Raw genomic sequence first — 20,234 nt, 5'->3', positions numbered from 1 at the left:
GGAGATGTCGATGAAACCCACACTTACTCTCTGCGCGCTCGTGCTGTGCGGCTGCACCGTCGGTCCCGACTTTCATACGCCCGCGCCGCCGGATACGCAGAGCTATGTCAAAACGTCAACGCAAGAGTTTCCCGCCACCGACCATGCTTTGCCGCTCTGGTGGAAGCAGTTCGGTTCAGAAGCGCTGAACGATCTCGTCGATCGCGCATTGAACGACAGTCCGACACTCGCGCAAGCCCGCGCGAAGCTCGTGCAGGCGCGCGAAGACTATCAGGCGCAAGCGGGCGCGACGTACTTCCCGGCCGTCGATGCATCGCTTTCGACATCGCGTCAAAAGGTCGATCCTGCGGCGTTCGGCGTGCCCGTGCCGAGTCCAGGGCCTTTCACCCTCTTCGATGCATCGGTCAGCGTGTCCTATACGCTCGACATCTTCGGCGGCGACCGCCGCGCGCTCGAAGCACTGCGTGCGCAAGTGGATTACGAGTCCTTCGAGCTCGATGCGGCGCGCCTTTCGATCGCGGGCAATGTCGTATCGACGGCTATCCGTCGCGCATCGTTGCAGCAGCAGATCACGTTGACCGAGCGTCTCGTCGATGCGCAGGCTCATCAACTCGGCATCATGGAAGGACGTCTGAAAGCAGGCGGTGTCGCAACGTTCGATGTACGCAGCCAGCGCACGCTCGTCGAGCAAACGCGCGCGACGCTGCCTTCGCTCGTCGCGCAGCGTGACGCGGCGGATCATCGGCTTGCGGTATTGCTCGGCATCGAGCCGTCGAAAGCCGACTTCGATGCGATCACGCTCGACTCGCTGCATATTCCCGACAGCGTGCCGCTCACGCTGCCATCGACGCTCGCACGCGAGCGCCCCGACATCCGCGCGTCGGAAGCGTTGCTGCATCAGGCGAGCGCGAATGTCGGCGTGGCCACGGCCGATCTCTATCCGACGTTCTCACTGACAGCCGGCGCGGGCAGTCAACGCACGAGCATCCACGACGTGCTGAACAGCGTGAACGTGTGGAACGTCGGCTTGAATCTGACGCAGCCGCTCTTTCATGGCGGCGAATTGCGCGCGAAGAAGCGTTCGTCGGAAGCGGCTTATGATGCAGCGCTCTCGGCGTACCGACAGACCGTGCTGGACGCATTGCAGCAAGTCGTCGACAGCCTGACCGCGCTGCAAAACGACGCAAGCGCATTGCAGTCGCGCGAAGTGGCCGCGAACGAAGCGCGAGCGAATCTCGATACGGCAGGCGCGCGCTACACGGCGGGCGGCGTCAGCCGCTTCGATCTGCTCGATACACAACGCCAGGCATTGCAGACGCAACTCGACTATGCGCTCGCGCAGGCGAACCGTCTCTCCGACACGGCTGCCCTCTTTCAGTCGCTAGGCGGCGCCGGCGAAGACACTCAGACCGCATCCTTGCGACAACGCTGAAATCAACCCGCGAATCGCGGTTCGGGAATGCCTCGCACGCCGAGCCCCGTCACCGCGAACAGGCCGCCCTTGTCGCGTTCCTTTTGCGGAATGCCCCACATCGGGCGGCCCATCGTCGTCACATAGAGGATGTCGAGATTCGGCCCGCCGAACATCACGCTCGTCAGATTGCGCACCGGAAACGGCACGACGCGATCGAGCCTGCCATCGGGCGCGAAGCGCAGAATGCGTCCGCCAAACACGAGCGCGGACCAGATGTAGCTTTCTTCATCGACGGTCGCGCCATCGAACGTGCCTGCCATATCGTGCGCGGACACGAACAGCCGCTTGTTCGTCGCGGCGCCCGTTTCGATGTCGTAGTCGTAGGCGTACATCTCTTTGCTGTATGTATCGGTGAAATAGAACGTCTTGTTGTCGGGGCTCCAGCATGGGCCGTTCGAGCAACTGATGCCGCTGTCCAGACGCGCGATCTTTCCGTCCGTATCGAGCCGGTACAGGCCACCGCTGCGCGTCGAGCGCTGGCCGCGATCGGCGTCGTAGCGGTCGAAGTCATAGGACATGGTGCCCGCGACGAAGCGGCCACGGCGATCGACCTTGCCATCGTTGAAACGTGTCTCGGGATCGTCGCTCTCCGGATCGCCGATGAGCTGCACGGTCTGCGCATCGAAGTCGTAGAAATGCAGGCCGCTGGCGAGCGCGACGACCGCGCCGCCCTGCTCGCGCAATGCCATCGAACCGATGTGGCGCGGCACGAAATAGCGCTTCGCGTCGCTGCCATCCGCGCGGCAGCTATAGATTTCCGCGGCCGTGCTGTCGATCCAGTACAGCCGTTCCTCCTTCACGTCCCAGAGCGGTCCTTCGCCGAGGTGATTGTTCGCATCGACCAGCAAGCGTACTTCGGGCATCGTTGTCTCCTGTGTTCAGGCTTCATCGTCCTTCACCTGACGGCGATGCGCGAGCAACGCCATCAGTCTGCGATCGCGCCAGCGGCTGCGTTCCTCGATACGCTCGCGCGGCAGCACGGCGCGGCGCTCGGCATCGAGTCTGTTCAACGTATCGTCGGACCAGTCGAACGATTCCCGCGTCGACGCGATCGCTCGATACGTGCCGCCATAACGCGCCGCGTAGTCCGCGACGCCGCCGGGCGCGTTGAGGTCGATCGTTTCGAACGGGCCCATGAACGACCAGCGCATCGCGAGTCCATCGCGTATCACGGTGTCGAGATCGGCGGCGCTCGCATAGCCTTGCTCGTAGAGACTCAGCGCTTCATCGAGCAAAGCGCCTTGCAGACGATTCAGCAGAAAGCCCGAGATTTCACGATTCACGTTCACCGGTTTCTGCCCCGCTTCTTCGTAGATGGCGCTTGCGCGTTCGATCGTGTCTTGCGATGTCCACGGCGCGCCGCATAACTCGACGAGCGGAACGAGCGACGGCGGATTCACCGGATGCGCGACGAGACAACGCGCGCGGCCTTCGATGCCCTCCGTAAATGTCGATGCCGGCAATCCGGACGTCGAACTCGCGAGCAATGCATCGGGCTTCGTCAGCCGATCGAGCTCGATGAACAACGCGCGCTTCGCGTCCACCACTTCCGCGATGTTCTCCTGCACGAGATGCGCATCGGCGACGGCATCGGCGAGCCTTTCGCATGTCGCGATGCGAGACACGATTACGTCGACGGGTTCATCGATCAGATCGAACGACGCGAGATCCTGCACGCTTTCGCGGATCGCGGGAATCGCGCCTGAGAGCATGTCCTGCGATGCGTCGTGCAGCTTCACATTGAAGCCGCTTTTCGCAAAGACGATCGCCCACGCGCGTCCGATGCGTCCCGAACCGATCACCGCGATGTTTTTCGCTTGCATCTGTCTCCCGTCCTCATTCGAGTTGATCTAGCCCTTCTTGTCCCGCAACGTGATGACCGCCGCGAGCACGACGAGCCCGTTGATGATGTCGCGCACCGCGGGCGGGACGGTGGTACCCGCGAGCAGCGTGCCAAGCGCGGTGAGCAGGAGCGCGCCGCCGAACACGCCGAGATAGTGTCCGCGTCCGCCGGTGATCAGCGCGCCGCCGACGACCACCACGGCAATCGAAGGCAGCAGATACGGATCGCCCATGCCGAGAAACGCTTGCGAGCTGAAGCCAGCGAGCAGCAAGCCGACGAGCGCCGAGCACAATCCCGAGAGGCAATACACGGCGATCAACGTCGTGCCGACGCGCACGCCGGACAGCTTCGCCGCGACCTGCGAGTTGCCGACCGCATACACGCGCCGCCCGAACGGTGTGCGATGCAGCAGCAACAGCGCGATGACGAGAAACACCGGCACGCTCCAGGCCGCGAGCGATAGCGGACCGAGGTGTCCATTCGTGAATTCGCTGATCGACGAGGGCGACCATCCTTGCGGCGAGCCGTTGCAATAGATCAGCGTCAGGCCTTGCAGCAGGCCGTTCGCCGCGAGCGTCACGACGATGGGCGGCAAGCCGAGCATCACCACGCCGACGCCGTTGAACACGCCGACGAGCAGGCCGACGACGAGCACGAGCGGCACCGCCCACGCAGCCGCGCCGTTCACACCATGCGTGAGCCCCGTCAACAGCACGCCGGACAGTGTGATGAGCCAAGGCATCGACAGATCGAGTCCGCCAGTCAGGATCACCGCGCCCTGGCCGAGACCCAGGATCGCGAGAAACAGCGTCAGCGTGAGCAGGCTGCTATAGAAGTTCGCGCTCGCGAGCACGCCGGGCCCATACACGAATCCCGTGATGATGACGACCGCGAAGAACAGCGTATAAGCCGGCACGACATACTTCGCCCATTCGCGATTGCGCTCGATCCAGTCTGCAATGGCGCGGCCCTTCAACTCTGTATTCTCGACGGGACGAAAGTCATCGACCTCGAACGTGACACGGCGTGCATGCCGGTCGTCGCGTGCGCGGGTCCCCGTTCGCATCGCCTTGAACCATTGCGCCGCGTGACGCGCGCATTCGTGCGCGGCCGATTGCTTGCCGATCGACGAACCGAGCACCGCGAGAATCAGGATCACCGCCTCCGCGATCGTCGTGAAGAACGCCGATACGTTCAGCACGAGCAATATGTTCACGGTGATCATCAGCGTCATCGCGGCGAACACGGTGCCGACGCAGCCGCCGCGCCCGCCGCCGAGCAGCGTGCCGCCGAGCACGACGGCCGTGAACATCGAGAGCAGCAACGGACGGCCGACGAGCGGATCGGCGGAACCCGTCTGCGCCGATACATACAGGCCCGCCGCCGCGTAGAACACGCCCGCGAGCGCATACGTCGCGATGCGATAGCGCGTGACCGGCATGCCGTTCGCATATGCGCCGTCCGGGTCGCTGCCGAGCGCATAGAGCCCGACGCCGAAGCGCGTGCGCTTGACGAACGCCCAGATCAGCAGCGCGAGAATCAGGAGCCCCGCCGACATCGGCATCTTGTCGGGAATGAGATCGGCCGTGAGCACGGCGCCGAACTGATCGCCGACGCTGCCGCCGGGCTTGTTCTGAATCAGCAGCGTGAGGCCTTGCACCATGAACATCGTCGCGAGCGTGACGACGATCGATTGGAGGCGAAACCATGCGATCAGCGCGCCGTTCACGAGCCCGATGCCGCCGCCGATCGCGAGTATCAGCGCGGCGCCCGCCCATTGCTCGACGGGCGAACCCTGCACGAAGCGCACCGCGAGCACGTTCGCGAGCGACACCACCGCCGATGCCGACAGATCGAACCCGCCCGACAACACGACGATGGTCTGCCCGATCGCCGCGAGCGCGAGCGTCGTCGCGCTCGATATCACCGAGCCGATGTCGTACAGCCCGACGGGCGTCGCGGACAATGCGATCCATCCGGCGAGCATCGCGAGCAAGGCCGAAACGGCAATGATCAACCCGCGATGATGATCGATGCGCGCGCCCCATCCCACGCGCGCACCCGGCCGTACGATCTCGCTATCGGGCGAGGCAACCGCTATCTTCATGAAGCACCTCTCAACTGGAAAGCATCCTGCGCATCACGTTCTCTTCGGTGAGCGCATCGCCCGACAGGTCGCCGGCATTGCGTCCGCGATACATCACCGAGACGCGATCGCACACGTTGACGAGCTCGGGCACGTCGGTCGAATAGAACAGCACGGCGCCGCCCGCCGCAGCGAACGCGCGCATCAGCACGAAGATCTGATGCTTGGTGCCGACATCGATGCCGCGCGTCGGATCGAACATGAGCCACACGCGGCTTTGCGTGAGCAGCCATTTCGCCATCGCGATCTTCTGCTGATTGCCGCCTGAAAATGACAAGCACGGCTTGTACAGCGCGCGCGGATTGACTTCCATCTGCGCGAGCGATTTGCGTATCGCAGCCTGCTCGCGCTTGCGGTCGATGAGCCCGAAGCGCGAGTAACGCCCGATCACGGGCAAGGACACGTTCTCGCCGCCGGGCAAGCGCAGGAAGAGGCCTTCGGTCTTGCGGTCCTCGGGCAGAAAACTTGTCGATACACCGGCTTTCAACGAATCCGCCGTGGAGGTCAACGTGACCGGCTTGCCGTCGATGCGGATCTCGCCATCGTCGATATAACTCGCGCCGAACAGCGCCTCGAACAACTCGCGCTGTCCCATGCCCTGCAATGCCGCGATGCCGTGCACTTCGCCGGGCTTTACGGCAAGATCGAAGTCTGAGACGACGCCATCGACGCGAACGTTGCGCGTCTCGATGGCCGGCGTCACGTCGCTGATTGCCGATGCGATCTTCGGCGGATACTTCGCCTCCATCGAGCGCCCAATAACCAGACGAATTACTTCGTCATCCGATATATCTGCGGCATCGAACGCGCCCACGTCGCGGCCATTCCGATACACCGTGAGGCTGTCGCAGAACTCGCGCACTTCCTGCATGCGATGCGTGATGAACACGAAGGTCACGCCGCCCGCCTTCAACTCGTCGATGCGCCGCGCGAGCCACGTGACATCGCGGCCCGAGAGCGCGGACGTCGGTTCATCGAGCAGCAGCACTTTCGGCTGGCGCACGATCGCCTTCGCAATCTCGATCTTTTGCCGCACCGGCAACGAAAGATCGCGGATATACGCGCCGGGACGCACATCCGAGAGTTCGAGCCTGTCGAGCCATTCGGCCGCCTGCCGCTGCGCTTCGCGCTTCCTGATGCGTCCGAGAAAGCCCGTTGGTTCATACGACATCAACAGGTTCTGTGCGACCGTCAGATCGCGCACTAGCGTCATCTCCTGAAACGCCGTCTGCACGCCCGCGCGATGCGCGTCTCTCGGCTGGCGCATTGTCACGTCGTGGCCCATCACGCGGATGCTGCCCGAATCGGGCTGCATCAATCCGGACAGCAGCTTGACCGTGGTGGACTTGCCCGCGCCGTTCTCGCCGAGCAGTGCGTGCACCGCGCCGCGTTTCACCGAGAACGACGCGCCATCGAGCGCGACGGTCGCGCCGAAGCGCTTCGTCACCTTCGACAGATCGATGGCGAGAGACGAGTCGTTCATCATCGCGCCTCAGTCCTGATTGCCCGTCAACGCAGCGTTGAAGCCGACTTCCTTCGTGTCGTCCGAGTAGATGTCCGCGAACCAGCCCGGCGGCACCTTGTCCGGCGGGAACGCCGTGCAGCCCGCCTTCAGTTCATCGATGCTGCCGGTCTTGCAGAGCTTCGATTCAGCGGTCAATACGAGCGGCAGCTTCAACGTCACGCGCGCCGGGAAATCGCCGCCATCGAGCTTCTTCACGGCCATCTTCAGCGCCATCGCGCCGGAGTACGGTGGCGCGCCATAAGAGATCGAGCGATAGCCGATGGAGCGATAGCCGCCTTGCCCTTTCACTTCGCCCGGCGGCAACATCTGCACGCGATGCCCGTTCGACGATTCGCCCGCGCAAGGCTTGATCTTGTCGTCGGCGATGCCCGCCTCGAGTTGCATCGATGCCGCCGTGAAGCAGCCCACCTGCATCCACAGGCCATCGATCTTGTCCCAGCTGTTCGTCGCGAGAATCTTCGAGAGCTCGGTCTTCGCGGTCGCCTGGCTCCACATGCCCGTGCCTTCCGCGACGATCTTGATGCCCGGAAACTTCGCGAACACGGCCTTCGCCGCTTCGGTGCGCGCGCGATCGACGGACGTGCCCGGCACGCCGGTGATCATCACGACATTGCCCTTGCCGTTGAGTGTCTTCGCGAGCCACTCCGCAGTGACGGTGCCGGCCTGATGCTGATCGATGGTCACGTTATGCGCGCACGGCTCGGTCACTTCGCCATCGTATGCAGCGACGACGACGCCCTTCGAGCATGCGTTCTTGATCGCGCGATTCAATGCTGTCGGCGAGATCGGATAGATGACGATGGCCTTCGCGCCTGCCTGCACCATCGAGTTGATCTGCTGGATCTGCTTCTGCGCGTCGGTGCCCGCGACCTGCACTTCGAGATCGACCTTGTCCTTGAGGCCGGGCGTATTGGCCATCGCCTTGACCATGTTCGCGGCTTCCGTCTGCCAGTCGTTGCCGACATAGCTCATCGACAGAAAGATCTTGTACTTGCCCGCCGCGTGCGCCTGTCCCGATACGGCGAGCGCCGCCGCGAACGCGAGGCCGAGCGCGGCCCGGCCCGCATGACGAATCGATTGCGTCCATGCTTTCATGTCATCCTCCAATCCTTCGTTATTAGTCTTCGACGATGCGCTTCACGTTCTTACATGAGGCAGCCGCGCACTGGCTGGCAATGCGATGCCCGCGCTGCCGGGCACGACGTTCGGATCGTGTCCGGGTATGACGAAATCCGCGATCTGACGAATGCGCGACAGCGAGCCGATCTCCGCGAGCGTCTCATGAACGATGCCCACCGGCACGAGATCGACGATGTTCTCCATGCAGTTCGCGCAATCGCCCGCGATGAGCACGACGCCTTCTTCCGTATCCACCGCGACAGACTGATGCCCCGGCGTGTGACCGGGCGTGGGCACGACGCGCACGCCGGGCACGATATCGGTCACGCCGTTCACGAACTGCCAGCGAAAATACGCGAGCGGTTCGCGTCCGATCAGAAACTCCTGGTAATACGTGGCCTGCGTCGGCAGCGGATGGCCCGCGTATTCCCACTCGGCCGCCTGTACGATGAAGCGCGCGTTCTTGAACAGCGTATTGCCGCCCGAATGGTCGTAATGCAGATGCGTGTTGATGACGATATCGACATCGTCCGCGCTCCAGCCCACGTATTCCTTCAACGCGCGTTCGAGCTTCTCTTCGGGTGCCTGATCGCACGGGCACACGAAGTTCGAGACCCAGCCCGGATCGTGAATACCCGTATCGACGACGATCTTCTTCGACGCGCCGACGATCGCCGTCGACCAGACGGGCACCTTCATTTGCTGGCCGAAGTAGCGGCCATACACCTGCGACGAGCGATCGACGGTGAGCCAGCCCGTCGGCATCGCGACTACTTTCAGCTTGGCGTTCAAGTTCTCCTCCACGCTCAGAAGTTGGTGTCGGCGGCGCCCTTCAGTTGCAGCATCTCGCGCGCTTCGGCGGGCGTGGCGATATCGAGCGAAAGTCCTTCGATCACCTGACGAATCTTGCGCACTTGCGCCGCACTCGATTCGGCGAGCTTGCCCGGCTCGATCCATAGCGAATCTTCGAGACCCACACGCACGTTCGATCCCTGCGCGACGCCGATCGAACCGAGCGGAATCTGATTGCGGCCCGCGCCGAGGATCGACCACACATAGTCCTTGCCGAAGAGCCGGTCGGCGGTGCGCTTCATGTGCGCGAGATCCTCGGGATGCGGCCCGATGCCGCCGAGCAGACCAAAGACGCTCTGCACGAAAAACGGCGGCTTCGCGAGTCCGCGATCAACGAAGTGCGCGAGGTTGTACAGATGCGAGATGTCGTAGCACTCGTACTCGAAGCGCGTGCCGTTTGCGCCGCACGATGTGAGGATGTATTCGATATCCGCAAAGGTGTTCTTGAACACGAGATCGCGGCTGTTCTCCAGATGCTTGCGCTCCCACTCGTACTTAAGTTCCTTGAAGCGCTCCAGCATCGGATAGAGACCGAAGTTCATCGAGCCCATGTTGAGCGATGCCACTTCCGGCCTGAACTGATGTGCGGGCTTCAGACGCTCGGCCACCGTCATGTGCGGACTGCCGCCCGTCGTGATGTTGATGACCGCATCCGTTTCCGCCTTGATGCGCGGCAGAAATTGCTCGAACACGGCGGGATCTTGCGTCGGGTGACCATCGTTCGGATCGCGCGCATGCAGATGCAGAATCGCGGCGCCTTCCTGCGCGGCCGCGAGCGCGGCATCGCCGATCTGCTGCGGCGTGAGAGGAAGATGAGGCGACATCGAAGGCGTATGGATCGCGCCCGTCGGCGCACACGTGATGATGACCTTGCGTTTCGTTGCCATGTGATCCTCGTTGTTTTAAAGGACTTCCACGTTGCCGCAGACGGAGATCGCCTGCCCCGAGATACCGCTGCCCGCGGGCGAGCACAGAAAGAGCGCGGTGGCCGCGACTTCCTCGGGCGTGGTCATGCGGCGCAGCGAAATCTTCGCGAGATACTGCTTCTCCATCTCTTCATATGAGAGATCGAGTTGCTTCGCGCGCGCGGCGATCACGCGCTCGATGCGTGGCCCTTTCACGATGCCCGGCTGAATCGCATTGACGCGGATATTCGACGGCCCCAGCTCGATCGCGAGGCTCTTGGTCATGCCGACGACCGCCCATTTCGTCGCGGCATACGGCGTGCGAAACGCATAGCCGAGCCGTCCCGCCACCGACGACAGCGCGATGATCGTCCCGCCGCCATGCGCGTCGCGCAGCAGCGGCACCGCGCGGCGCGCGAAGTAGAACTGCGCGTTCAGATTGACGTCGACGGTTTGCTCCCACTCGTTCGCGTCGAGTTCGTCGATGCCGCCGGTCGGGCCCGCGATGCCCGCGTTGTTCACGAGCACATCGAGTCCGCCGAGCTCGCGCTGCACGTCGACGAATACGCGCTCGACCGCGTCCTTGTCCGACACATCCGCGAGCGTCGACGTGATTGCATTGCACTCCGTGCTCGCTTCGGCCTGCGCCAGTGCATCGATGGCTTCGGGACTCGAATCGCAGACATGCACGCGCGCGCCTGCATCGACGAACGCGCGCGCGATCACGAGCCCGATGCCCGATGCGCCGCCCGTCACGAGCACGCGCAAGCCCGCGTGCGGTTTCAGCATCTGAAGAACCGTCATGCCGTGTCTCCTCTCTTTTTAGTCGTGTTCAGGCGCTCGCTTCGTTGCCGAAATCGCCGCTTTGCAAACGCTCTTGCAGATCGGCGGCCGCATCGCCGATGTCTTCCTCGATGCCGGCGCGCGCACCTTCGCCGTCGCCACGCCAGAGCGCTTCGACGATATGCCGATGCGCCGCCATCGATCGCCGCATGTGCGGAATGTCGGGTGCGACGAGATTGAGGAACGGACCGATGCGCATCCAGAGGTTCTGGATCGTCGCGAGCGTGAGGTCGCTCGCACCGTGCGCGTAAATGGCGATGTGAAAGTTGAAGTTGCTGCGCAGATACGCGGGCGCGTCGCCGGCTTCGACATGCGCGTCCATCGTATCGAAGATGGCCTGTAGCGCGTCGAGATGCGCGCGCGTCATACGCGATGCCGCGCGCTTCGCAACGGCGCCTTCGAGCGCGATGCGCACGTCGCGCAATTCTTCGAGCAACTCTAGCGTCATCGGCGGGACCATCAGCGCGCGGCCGGGTCCGTCGATCAACGCGCCTTCCGCTTGCAGACGCGTGAGCGCGGCGCGCACCGGCATCGTCGATGAACCAACGGCTTCCGCGACGCTGCGGAGGCTCAGCAATTGTCCGGGTGCGAAGCGGCCCGTCATGATCGCCTGCCTCAACTGCGCATAAACGCGGCCGGACATAGTTTCGCGTGCCACTAATTCGAGCGCGGGTAAATCCGTCGTCGAGCGTGTCGCCACTTTGCCTCCGTTCTTTCGTTCGGCTGCTGCGATGCTGTCGTTTGATGTGACCTGTGATCACACATTGATCAATGAAGTGTCGGCCGCGCGCGCGCGTGAGTCAACCTCGGATTACTAGGTGAAAACGCGGAGAAGGCGTTATGCGAACCTTTCCTGCACCGCTCTCTGAATCTCCGCGAACGCAACCGGCTTCACGAGATGATGATCGAAGCCTGCTTCCTTCGAACGCTGCCGGTCATGCGCCTGACCGTAGCCCGTCACCGCGATCAGCAACGCATCCGCCGTCGCGGGCCGCGCGCGCATCTCGGCCGCGAGCCGATAACCGTCCATTCCCGGCAAGCCGATATCGAGCAGCACGATCTGCGGCGCGAACGTATCCGAAAGTGCGAGCGCTTCGGTCGCGTCGTGCGCCGTTCGCACATCGAAGCCATCGGCTTCGAGCAGGAGCGCCATCGCGGTGGCCGCGTCCACGCTGTCATCGACGAGCAGCACGCGCTTGCCGCTCGCCACGTTCGCGAGCGTTTCGCCGACACCTTGCGCGGCCACTTGCGCATCTTTCGCGAGCGGCAGCCACACGGTGAACTCGCTGCCCGTTTGCGGTCCCGCCGAAAACGCCTCGATGCGTCCGCCCTGCAATTCGACCAGAGTCTTCGCGAGCGGCAAGCCGATGCCGAGCCCGCCTTCGGAGCGTTCGAGCGACGTCTCCGACTGCACGAAGAGATCGAAGATATGCGGCAGCATGTCGGGCGCGATGCCGATGCCCTTGTCGCGCACGACGATGCGCACTTCATCGCCGAACTGCTCGGTCTCGATCGCGATTTCGCCCTCTTCGAGACTGTACTTCGACGCATTCGACAAGAGATTGCCGAACACCTGCGCGAGCCGCACGTTGTCGCCGACGATATAGAGCGGCCCGTCCGCCAGCTTCACCGACAACGCATGACGCTTTCTTTCGAGCGCGGGCTGCACGGTCTCGATGGCCGCCGCGATCGCCGCCGCGAGGTCGACCGTTTCTTCACGCAACGTGATCTTGCCCTGCGTGATGCGCGCGACATCGAGCAGATCGTCGACGAGACGGCTCAGATGCCGCACTTGTCTGTCGATGATCGCGCGCACCGTCGTGAAGTGCTGCGCCGACGGCTCGCGATCGGGATCGAGCAGATCGACCGCATTGCGAATCGGCGCGAGCGGGTTGCGCAGTTCGTGCGCGAGCATCGCGAGGAACTCGTCCTTGCGGCGGTCGGCTTCGCGCAGCAACAACTCGGCGGCCTTGCGCTCGGAGATATCGTTGACGATGCCTGCGATGCGATACGGACGCGCCGGATGCCGCGCCGCGCCGCGCACCTGGAACGCGCGCTCCGCGACCCAGCGCGGCCCGCCATGCGCATGCACGATGCGATATTCCACCTGATAAGGCGTGCCGTTCGCGAGCAATTGCCGATACGCATCGGCGACATGATCGCGGTCGAGCGGAAGAATGTCGCCGGACCAGTGATCCGGTCCCGGCACGGGCGCAGGCGCGCCGCCGCCCGTATCGAAGAGACGCGCGTAAGCCGGGCTCACATAGAGCAGTTCGTTGGATGCGGGATCGAGCATCCAGAACACATCGTCGATATTCTCGGCGAGCTGGCGAAAGCGCTCTTCGCTTTCACGCAGCGCGTTTTCCGCGAGCCGCACGCGCAACAGCGCGCGCACGTGCGCGATCAGTTCGGCCGGCTCGACAGGCTCGGTCAGATAACTGTCCGCGCCGCCTTCGAGTCCGCGAATGCGATCGAGGCTATGCACCGCCGCCGCCGATGTCTGTAGCACGAGCGTGCCCGCCGTCTCCGGCGACGCCTTGATCTGCCGGCACACTTCGAGCCCGTTGATGTCGGGCAGCTTCACGTCGAGCAGCACGAGATCGGGTGCCTGGGCGCGCACGCTTTCGAGCGCGGCGGTGCCCGTCGCCGCTTCGATCACGTTGAAGCCCGCACGCGACAGGATGCGCGTTTTCGCATAGCGCGCGCCGTCGTTGTCATCGACGTTGAGGATGAGCACCTCGTTCCAGTCGCTTCTCATGATGGTCGTCCCTTGCCCGTCACCGCATCCAGCACGCCCGCTAGCGCATCGCCGCCCGCTGGCTTCTCGATGAACACGGTCGCGCCCAGCGCTTGTGCTTCGGCGCGATCTTCCGCCTCGCCGAGCACGACGACCGGAATGCTGCGCGTGGCCGCCTGCGCGCGCAACGCGGCCAGCCAGATCCATGCTTCCGATGGCGCGGGCCGCACCGCGAGCAGCAACGCGGCAGGCTGCGTGCGCGCGAGCAGGCGGCCGGCTTCGTCGAGCGTCGCGGCACTCATCGCGCGATATGGCGAATCGCGCAGCGCCGCTTCGCAGTCGAGCCGCTCGATCGGATTGCTCGCGACGATCAGCACAGCGGGCCGCGTGTCGCTCGCGGCGTGATGCGCCGCATCGAAATCGGCGCCGTAGTACGCGGGAATCGTCGCGCTGAAAACCGAGCCGCGCCCGAGCACGCTCGTCAACGACACATCGCCGCCGAGCAGCTTGCAGAGCTTGCGGCACAACGGCAAACCGAGACCCGTGCCCTTCACGTACTGCTGCAAGCGATTCTCGACTTGCCCGAACTCTTCGAACACGACCTGCTGATGCTCCGGCGCAATGCCGATGCCCGTATCGCTGACGGAAAACGTGATGAGCCGGCGCACGTCGTCATAACTCGCACTCACGCGCACGTCGCCGCGCTCCGTGAACTTGAGCGCGTTCGACACGAAGTTGCGCACCACCTGCGCGACCTTCGCTTCGTCGGTGCAGATGGGCGGCAGCCCTTCGCACGAATCGAACACGAGTTCCACCGCGCCGCCCGGCGACAGTGGCCGCAACATCCCGCGCAGCGCCGAAAACAAGGTATCGACTTCGAACTCGGCAGGCCGCACTTCGATCTTGCCCGCTTCGATCTTCGCGAGATCGAGCAGATCGTCGACCGTTTCCGACAGGTCTTCCGCCGCCTTGCGGATGAAACGCACCTGCTTTTCCTGCTCTTCCGTGAGATCGCCGTCGATGCGTTCGAGCAGCAGCTTCGAGAGCGCGCGGATCGACGAGAGCGGCGTGCGGAACTCGTGACTCATGTTCGACAGGAAGCGCGACTTCGATTCGTCCGCGCGGCGCAGATGATCGGCGCGCGCATCGAGCTCCGCATACAGCGCGACGACACCGCGATTCGTGTCTTCCAGCTCGCGCGTCAGGCGTGTCAGCTCTTCCTGACGCTCACGCAGATCGGCGAGCGCGGCGATCAGCTCGCGGTTCTGACGTTGCAGCTCGGCGGCGGTGTCGTTGCCCGACTGACGCGACAGCACGTCGATGACCGCTTGCACGTCGGACGGCGCGTTATCGGGCAATGCCTTCGCGAGCGAGATCGATGTGTCGCCATCGGCTTCGTCGGCGATCGCGCACTGATCCATCAGACGCTGCGCCGCGAGCAGGCCGAGCGCCGCCTGCGCGTCGCTGCCGTCGTTGCGCATGGCGCGCAACCGTTCGCCCGCGCCCTTGCCGGCCAGAAAACGCACGACGAAGCGCGGCGGATGCGTGGCGTCATCGACGAAAAAATCGGCGCGTGCTTCGCCGCCTGCGATCAGCACCGTGCGCGCTGCTTCGAGCACGGACGTGGCGATGCGCGTCTGATCCTGCGGCGAAAAGCCGAGCGCCGCGCTCGCGTCGCGCGCCTTCACGCGGGCCGCGACGATATCGCGCTCGCCGTCGATCCGCATCGCGTAGAGCGCTCGCGTCATCATGCGCTCCCGGTCGTGCGCGCGACGAACACGGTGATGTCGTCGCGTCCGCGCGCGAAGTCGCGGTACAAGATGGCCGCGACGAGCGACGGATGGCGCATCGCGAGCCCCGGATAACGCGCGAGATCCCAGCGCGACGTGAGCCCGTCCGACGCGAGCACGACGAGCGCGTTCGGCGGATACGGCGCGTCGAACTGCTGCGCGCGCCGCGCCGAATGCCCGACGATGCCGCTGTGCGACACGAGATGCTTATGCGCGCCTTCGGTCCACACGCTCGCCGAGATATTGCCGATGCCCGCGAACGAAACCTGCATGCCCGACATCGACGCGAACGCCGGCATGCGCGCGATGCCGACCGCCGCGCCGCGCGTCGGGCGCAGCGCATCGTTGGCGGCGTCCATGATGCGTTCGAGCGTCTGATCGCCGTTCGCGGCCAGCACCTTCGCGGCTTCGATCGCGGCGACATTCGCGAGCGGACCGTGGCCGAGACCATCGGCAACCAGCACGGTGAATTCGCCCTGATTCAGATGGCACGACCAGGCGTCGCCGCTGACGGTTTCGGTGGCGAGCGGCAGGTTCACGACGCCATAGGCGAGTGGCGCGGCAACCGCGTTCGCCGCGCCCGGCGCATTCCAGAACACGACGCGCAGCACCGTGCCGCGTTCCGGCGCGCTCCAGATATCGAGCTCGTCCGACAGACGTTCGATCGCGCCCATGCCGTTGCCGGGACTGCCGGCGGTCGTGTAGCCGTCCTCGAAGCAGCGATGCAGATCGTGGATGCCCGGGCCGTTGTCGATGCACAGCACTTCGATGCCGTAGCGAAGGGACGCCCCGTCACCATCGACGAGCGGCCGCACCAGCAGTTCGCCGTGCCGCGCATGCTTGAGCAGATTCGTGCCGCATTCCGTCACGACGATCGCGAGTTCGCCCGCGGTCGTCTCGTTGAAACGCAGCCCGCGCGCAAGCTCGCCGATCGATCGCCGTGCATGAGCGATCTGGCTCGCATCGGCGATTTCGTAGCGCTGCTGCGCGGCCATCGATTCCTTCAGAACGGTTTCCATTTGGTGATCGAAACGTGCGTGCCCTCGCCTGGCGCCGAGCGGATATCGAACTCGTCGCACAGGCGCTTCGCGCCGCCGAGACCGAGGCCGAGGCCGCTGCCCGACGTGAAGCCATCGGAAAGCGCGCGCTGAATATCGGGAATGCCGGGACCGTTGTCGATGAATTCGAGTTTCAGGCCGCGGCGGCCGTTGCGCTCGACGAGCGTGCAATGCACGTCGCCGCCGCCGCCATAGATGAGCGTGTTGCGTGCCAGCTCGCTCGCCGCCGTCACGAACTTGGTCTGATCGATGAGAGACAGGCCTTGCGCGACCGCCTTCTCGCGCACGAACTGACGCAGCCGCACGATCTGCTCGTCGGAGCGGACCGGCAGCGTATCGGGCGGCGACGATGCGCCCGGCGCGGGTATGGAATTGAAGGTCGTCATGGAGTCGTTCGCATGCGGCCGTCAGACCGTTCCGCCCCTCGCGAGCAGCGCCATGCCCTTTTCCACGTTGAGCGCGGTGCGCACGCCCGTGAGCGCGAGCCCGAGTTCCACGAGCGTGATCGCAACCGACGGCTGCATGCCGACGACGACCGTCTCGGCGTCGAGCACGCGCGCCATCGCGGCGGTGTTGCCGATCATGCGCCCGATGAACGAATCGACCACATCGAGCGATGAAATGTCGATCAGCACGCCGCGCGCGCCGTCCTTCACGATGCGGTTCGTCAGATCGTCCTGCAGCGCGAGCGCGAGCCGGTCGTGCATGTCGACCTGAATGGTGACGAGCAACAGCTTGCCCATCGTGAGAATCGGAATGCGTTCCATCGCTTTGAGGCCCCGTTCAGTCGCGTTTCGTTCGATGCGTGCTGCGAATGGCGAGATGTGGCGTCATTCCGGTTGCAGCGGATCGAATGCGTCGCCCTGACGGACCGCGCGCGATGCGTCGTGCGCGAGCGCTCCCGTCACCGACTTGCCCGTGCGCTGCAGCGCGACGACGAAAGCCGCCGCGAGCGTCGCCTTGGTCGTGACGTTCGACAGATTCACGCCGAGATGCACGATGGTCTGCGCGATCTGCGGACGAATGCCGCTGATGATGCAGTCCGCGCCCATCAGCCGCGCCGCCGCGACGGTTTTGAGCAAGTGCTGCGCGACGAGCGTATCGACGGTCGGCACACCGGTAATGTCGATGATCGAAATGGCCGCGCCCGTCTCGACGATCTTCTGCAGCAGGTTCTCCATCACCACCTGAGTGCGCGCGGAATCGAGCGTGCCAATCAAAGGCAGCGCGAGAATGCCGTCCCACAGTTGCACGACGGGCGTCGACAGTTCGAGCAACTCCTGTTGCTGACGCACGATGACCTGCTCGCGGCTCGCCTGAAACACTTCGGTCGTATAGAGGCCGAGTTCGTCGAAGAGCGTGCTGATCGTCCACGTAAGATCGGCGAGCGTCGCGGAATCGTTGCCGACTGATTCGCGCAGACGCGTGAAGAGCGGCTGCTTCAACGAGAACACGAACAACGCGGTATCGACCGGCGTAAAACCCTGACGCGCGCGCTGCGCGGACATTTCCGCGAGAAACGAGCGCACTTCCTGCCACGCGGGCGATTTGAAATCGATGCGTTCGGACGCGCTGAAGGCCGTCGTCAGAAGCGCGATGAATTGCGTGAACTGGTTGCGCAGTTCCGCTTCGCCGACGAGCCCGCGCCGCGACGCGATGGCATGCTGCTGGGCGAACCACTCCGCGAGCAGTTGCTCCTGATTGTTGTTGAACAATTGAGCAAGCCGCGTTCCGCCGACCATTTCCATGCCGATTCCCCGTGCGATAGATGTTTTTCGGGCTGCGCGCCCGGACATAGCTTTTGTTGCGCCGCCGCGATAACAATCGAAATTAAGCGACGCAAGGCGCTCGGAATGTAGCATGCCATCCCAAAATTCGACAGTCCGCTATGCCTTGTTGCACATCACTTTCGGGCGACCCGGCAATTGCTGCCGGCCGCGGCAAGACACGAGAATAACGACCGGTCAAATCTCCTGACGCCCGTGCGCTTTTTCTACCGCGAGAGTAGAAAGAGTTCGAGCGCCTGAAGGCTGATCGGTTTGAGCAGATAGCCGTCGAAGCTGGTTTCGCCGCTGTCGGCGACGAAATCGGTATGTCCTGTCATCGCGATGATGCGCGCCCGGCTGCTCGGTCCGCGTGCGCGGATCGCGGTGCAGATTTCGCGGCCATCGGCGTCGGGAAGCGTGATGTCGAGAAAGATGCTGTCGAACTGCTCGCTCGCTGTGAGCGCGAGGCAGCCTGCGCCGTCGTGTGCGACGGCTGCGGTATGGCCCAGTCCGCTTGCGATGTCGACGAGGGTCTCGATGCAGGCGTGATTGTCGTCGACGAAAAGCAGGTTCATCGTGAGTGACTCCCTTTCGACGGTATGACGAGTATGAGTGACGCGCGTCGGACAGTGTAGTGCATCGCCGATGACGTTCGCGCTTACATTCTGTCAGCGGCGAGGCTTTGTCCGCGTTGCCCTAGGTTGCGTGCGATGCCGTGTATAGCAGCGCGAATATTTTTTCGGCTGGCGCGCGGTGCAATACTCGGATGACTGAATCATTCGACCGCCGGAGCGCACATGGCTGAAACGATCCACCCCGTCGACGAGGTGCTGCCCATTGGTCAGATGCTCGCAGTCGGCATTCAGCACGTCCTCGTGATGTATGCGGGCGCGATCGCGGTGCCGCTCATCATCGGCGCGGCGTTGAGGTTGCCGAAGGATCAGATTGCGTTTCTGATCAGCTCGGATCTGTTTGCGTGCGGGCTCGTGACGCTGGTGCAATGCATCGGCGTGTGGAAATTCGGCATACGGTTGCCGGTGATCATGGGCGTGAGTTTCGCGCCGGTCGGTCCGATGGTCGCGATGGCTTCGTCCGGCGCCGGCCTCACGGCGATCTTCGGCGCGACGATCGCGGCGGGCCTGTTTGCGATTCTGATTGCACCGTTCTTCGGGCGGCTGATGCGATTCTTTCCGCCGATCGTGACGGGCACGATAATTCTGACGATCGGCATGACGTTATTCCCGGTGGCGATCAACTGGGCGGGCGGCGGGCGCGGCGCGGCGAATTTCGGCGAGCCGAGGAATCTCATGATTGCGGCTATCGTGCTGCTTGCGATCTTGCTCATCAATAAGTACTCGAAAGGCTTTATCGCGAACATTTCTGTTTTGCTCGGCATGGCGATCGGATTTGTCATTGCGTTGCCGCTCGGGTTCGTCGATTTTTCGGGCATTGGACGAGCGGCGTGGTTTGCGCCGGTGCGGCCGTTTGCCTTCGGCATGCCTACGTTCGATATCGCGGCGATCGCATCGCTGTGTCTCGTGATGGTGGTCATCATGGTGGAATCGCTCGGCATGTTTCTCGCGCTCGGCGATCTCGCGATGCGGCCCGTTTCGCGTATCGATGCGACCCGCGGCTTACGCACCGATGGACTCGGCACGGTGATCGGCGGCATCTTCAATACGTTTCCGCATTCGTCGTTTTCGCAGAATATCGGCCTCGTGGGGATTACCGGCGTGAAGAGCCGGTGGGTCGTGGCGGTGTCGGGTGTGGTTTTGATTCTGCTGGGGCTGTTGCCGAAGTTATCGAATTTGATTGCTTCGATACCGGTTGTCGTGCTGGGCGGCGCGGGGATCGCGATGTTTGGCATGGTCGCGGCGACCGGGGTGAAGATCTTGAGCAAGGTCGATTTCGATAGCAAGAATAACCTGCTTATCATCGCGATCAGTTTGGGAGCGGGGGTGATTCCGCTTGCTGCGCCGACGTTCTTTGCGCATATGCCAGGGTGGATGGGGCCGCTGACGCATAGCGGCATTACGCTTGCCGCGGTGTTCGCTATCTTGCTTAATGCGTTGTTTAATCGCGGGAAGGATTCTGAAGAGGTCGAGAGGGAGATTGCTGCGGATATACCGTTGAGGTTGCATGGCGATGCGGATGCGCGGGAATGAAGGTTTTGTTT

18 protein-coding genes are annotated in these 20,234 nt (G+C 63.7%); 2 read left to right on the top strand and 16 right to left on the bottom strand.

Translation table 11 applies throughout. From position 1 onward, the window contains the following. The first annotated feature begins 10 nt into the window (after positions 1-10). Positions 11-1,432 carry an efflux transporter outer membrane subunit gene (locus tag AWB74_RS23750; protein ID WP_061149166.1) on the top strand — a complete coding sequence of 474 codons (1,422 nt, stop codon included), beginning with the start codon at positions 11-13 and terminating at the stop codon, positions 1,430-1,432. A gap of 2 nt (positions 1,433-1,434) precedes the next feature. Here AWB74_RS23750 and AWB74_RS23745 read toward each other — a convergent pair whose 3' ends face one another. The 16 genes from AWB74_RS23745 to AWB74_RS23670 form a co-directional block, all read right to left on the bottom strand. Beyond that, positions 1,435-2,337: an SMP-30/gluconolactonase/LRE family protein gene (locus AWB74_RS23745; protein WP_061149145.1), complete on the bottom strand. Its 903-nt coding sequence runs from the start codon at positions 2,335-2,337 to the stop codon at positions 1,435-1,437. 15 nt (positions 2,338-2,352) lie between these two features. Continuing rightward, complete coding sequence (locus tag AWB74_RS23740) at positions 2,353-3,297, bottom strand: 3-hydroxyacyl-CoA dehydrogenase (protein ID WP_061149144.1); 945 nt, start codon at positions 3,295-3,297, stop codon at positions 2,353-2,355. A 27-nt stretch (positions 3,298-3,324) separates the two neighbouring features. Then, positions 3,325-5,424 (bottom strand): ABC transporter permease subunit, encoded by a 2,100-nt coding sequence (locus AWB74_RS23735; RefSeq protein ID WP_061149143.1) that lies wholly within the window; start codon positions 5,422-5,424, stop codon positions 3,325-3,327. Positions 5,425-5,434: 10 nt separating this feature from the next. Beyond that, a complete protein-coding gene (locus tag AWB74_RS23730) occupies positions 5,435-6,946 on the bottom strand; it encodes a sugar ABC transporter ATP-binding protein (RefSeq protein ID WP_061149165.1) in 1,512 nt (503 codons plus the stop codon). A 9-nt stretch (positions 6,947-6,955) separates the two neighbouring features. After that, positions 6,956-8,083, bottom strand: coding sequence for a sugar ABC transporter substrate-binding protein (locus tag AWB74_RS23725; RefSeq protein WP_061149142.1), 1,128 nt, complete (start codon positions 8,081-8,083; stop codon positions 6,956-6,958). 42 nt (positions 8,084-8,125) lie between these two features. After that, positions 8,126-8,899, bottom strand: coding sequence for an N-acyl homoserine lactonase family protein (locus tag AWB74_RS23720; protein WP_061149164.1), 774 nt, complete (start codon positions 8,897-8,899; stop codon positions 8,126-8,128). Between the two features lie 14 nt (positions 8,900-8,913). Next, entirely contained in the window at positions 8,914-9,846 is a 933-nt protein-coding gene (locus AWB74_RS23715; RefSeq protein WP_061149141.1) for a BKACE family enzyme, read from the bottom strand. Positions 9,847-9,861: 15 nt separating this feature from the next. Then, positions 9,862-10,668 (bottom strand): SDR family oxidoreductase, encoded by an 807-nt coding sequence (locus tag AWB74_RS23710; protein ID WP_061149140.1) that lies wholly within the window; start codon positions 10,666-10,668, stop codon positions 9,862-9,864. 28 nt (positions 10,669-10,696) lie between these two features. After that, positions 10,697-11,350: a GntR family transcriptional regulator gene (locus AWB74_RS23705; RefSeq protein ID WP_061149139.1), complete on the bottom strand. Its 654-nt coding sequence runs from the start codon at positions 11,348-11,350 to the stop codon at positions 10,697-10,699. 195 nt (positions 11,351-11,545) lie between these two features. Next, positions 11,546-13,465 (bottom strand): hybrid sensor histidine kinase/response regulator, encoded by a 1,920-nt coding sequence (locus AWB74_RS23700; RefSeq protein WP_061149138.1) that lies wholly within the window; start codon positions 13,463-13,465, stop codon positions 11,546-11,548. Beyond that, complete coding sequence (locus AWB74_RS23695; protein ID WP_061149163.1) at positions 13,462-15,192, bottom strand: ATP-binding response regulator; 1,731 nt, start codon at positions 15,190-15,192, stop codon at positions 13,462-13,464. Before AWB74_RS23695 ends, AWB74_RS23700 begins: the two co-directional genes overlap by 4 nt. Further along, positions 15,192-16,253, bottom strand: coding sequence for an ATP-binding SpoIIE family protein phosphatase (locus AWB74_RS23690; protein WP_061149137.1), 1,062 nt, complete (start codon positions 16,251-16,253; stop codon positions 15,192-15,194). The genes AWB74_RS23695 and AWB74_RS23690 overlap by 1 nt, the downstream gene beginning before the upstream one ends. Further along, positions 16,238-16,678, bottom strand: coding sequence for an anti-sigma regulatory factor (locus AWB74_RS23685; protein WP_061149136.1), 441 nt, complete (start codon positions 16,676-16,678; stop codon positions 16,238-16,240). The genes AWB74_RS23690 and AWB74_RS23685 overlap by 16 nt, the downstream gene beginning before the upstream one ends. Before the next feature lie 21 nt (positions 16,679-16,699). Next, the gene (locus AWB74_RS23680; RefSeq protein WP_061126706.1) at positions 16,700-17,059 is read right to left on the bottom strand and encodes an STAS domain-containing protein; all 360 of its coding nucleotides are present in this window, start codon (positions 17,057-17,059) and stop codon (positions 16,700-16,702) included. Between the two features lie 63 nt (positions 17,060-17,122). Next, positions 17,123-18,040, bottom strand: a complete 918-nt coding sequence (locus AWB74_RS23675) for an STAS domain-containing protein (RefSeq protein WP_061149135.1) — start codon at positions 18,038-18,040, stop codon at positions 17,123-17,125. Between the two features lie 245 nt (positions 18,041-18,285). Further along, positions 18,286-18,633, bottom strand: coding sequence for a response regulator (locus AWB74_RS23670; RefSeq protein WP_061149134.1), 348 nt, complete (start codon positions 18,631-18,633; stop codon positions 18,286-18,288). Positions 18,634-18,855: 222 nt separating this feature from the next. Between AWB74_RS23670 and AWB74_RS23665 the strand changes: the two genes are divergently transcribed. Continuing rightward, on the top strand, positions 18,856-20,223 hold the full coding sequence (locus AWB74_RS23665; RefSeq protein WP_061149133.1) for a nucleobase:cation symporter-2 family protein: 1,368 nt from the start codon (positions 18,856-18,858) through the stop codon (positions 20,221-20,223). Positions 20,224-20,234 lie beyond the last annotated feature (11 nt).

The organism is Caballeronia arvi, from assembly GCF_001544695.2.
Lineage (GTDB): Bacteria > Pseudomonadota > Gammaproteobacteria > Burkholderiales > Burkholderiaceae > Caballeronia > Caballeronia arvi.
Note: the sequence above shows the minus strand (reverse complement) of the source record. Positions and strands in the feature narration are given on the sequence as shown.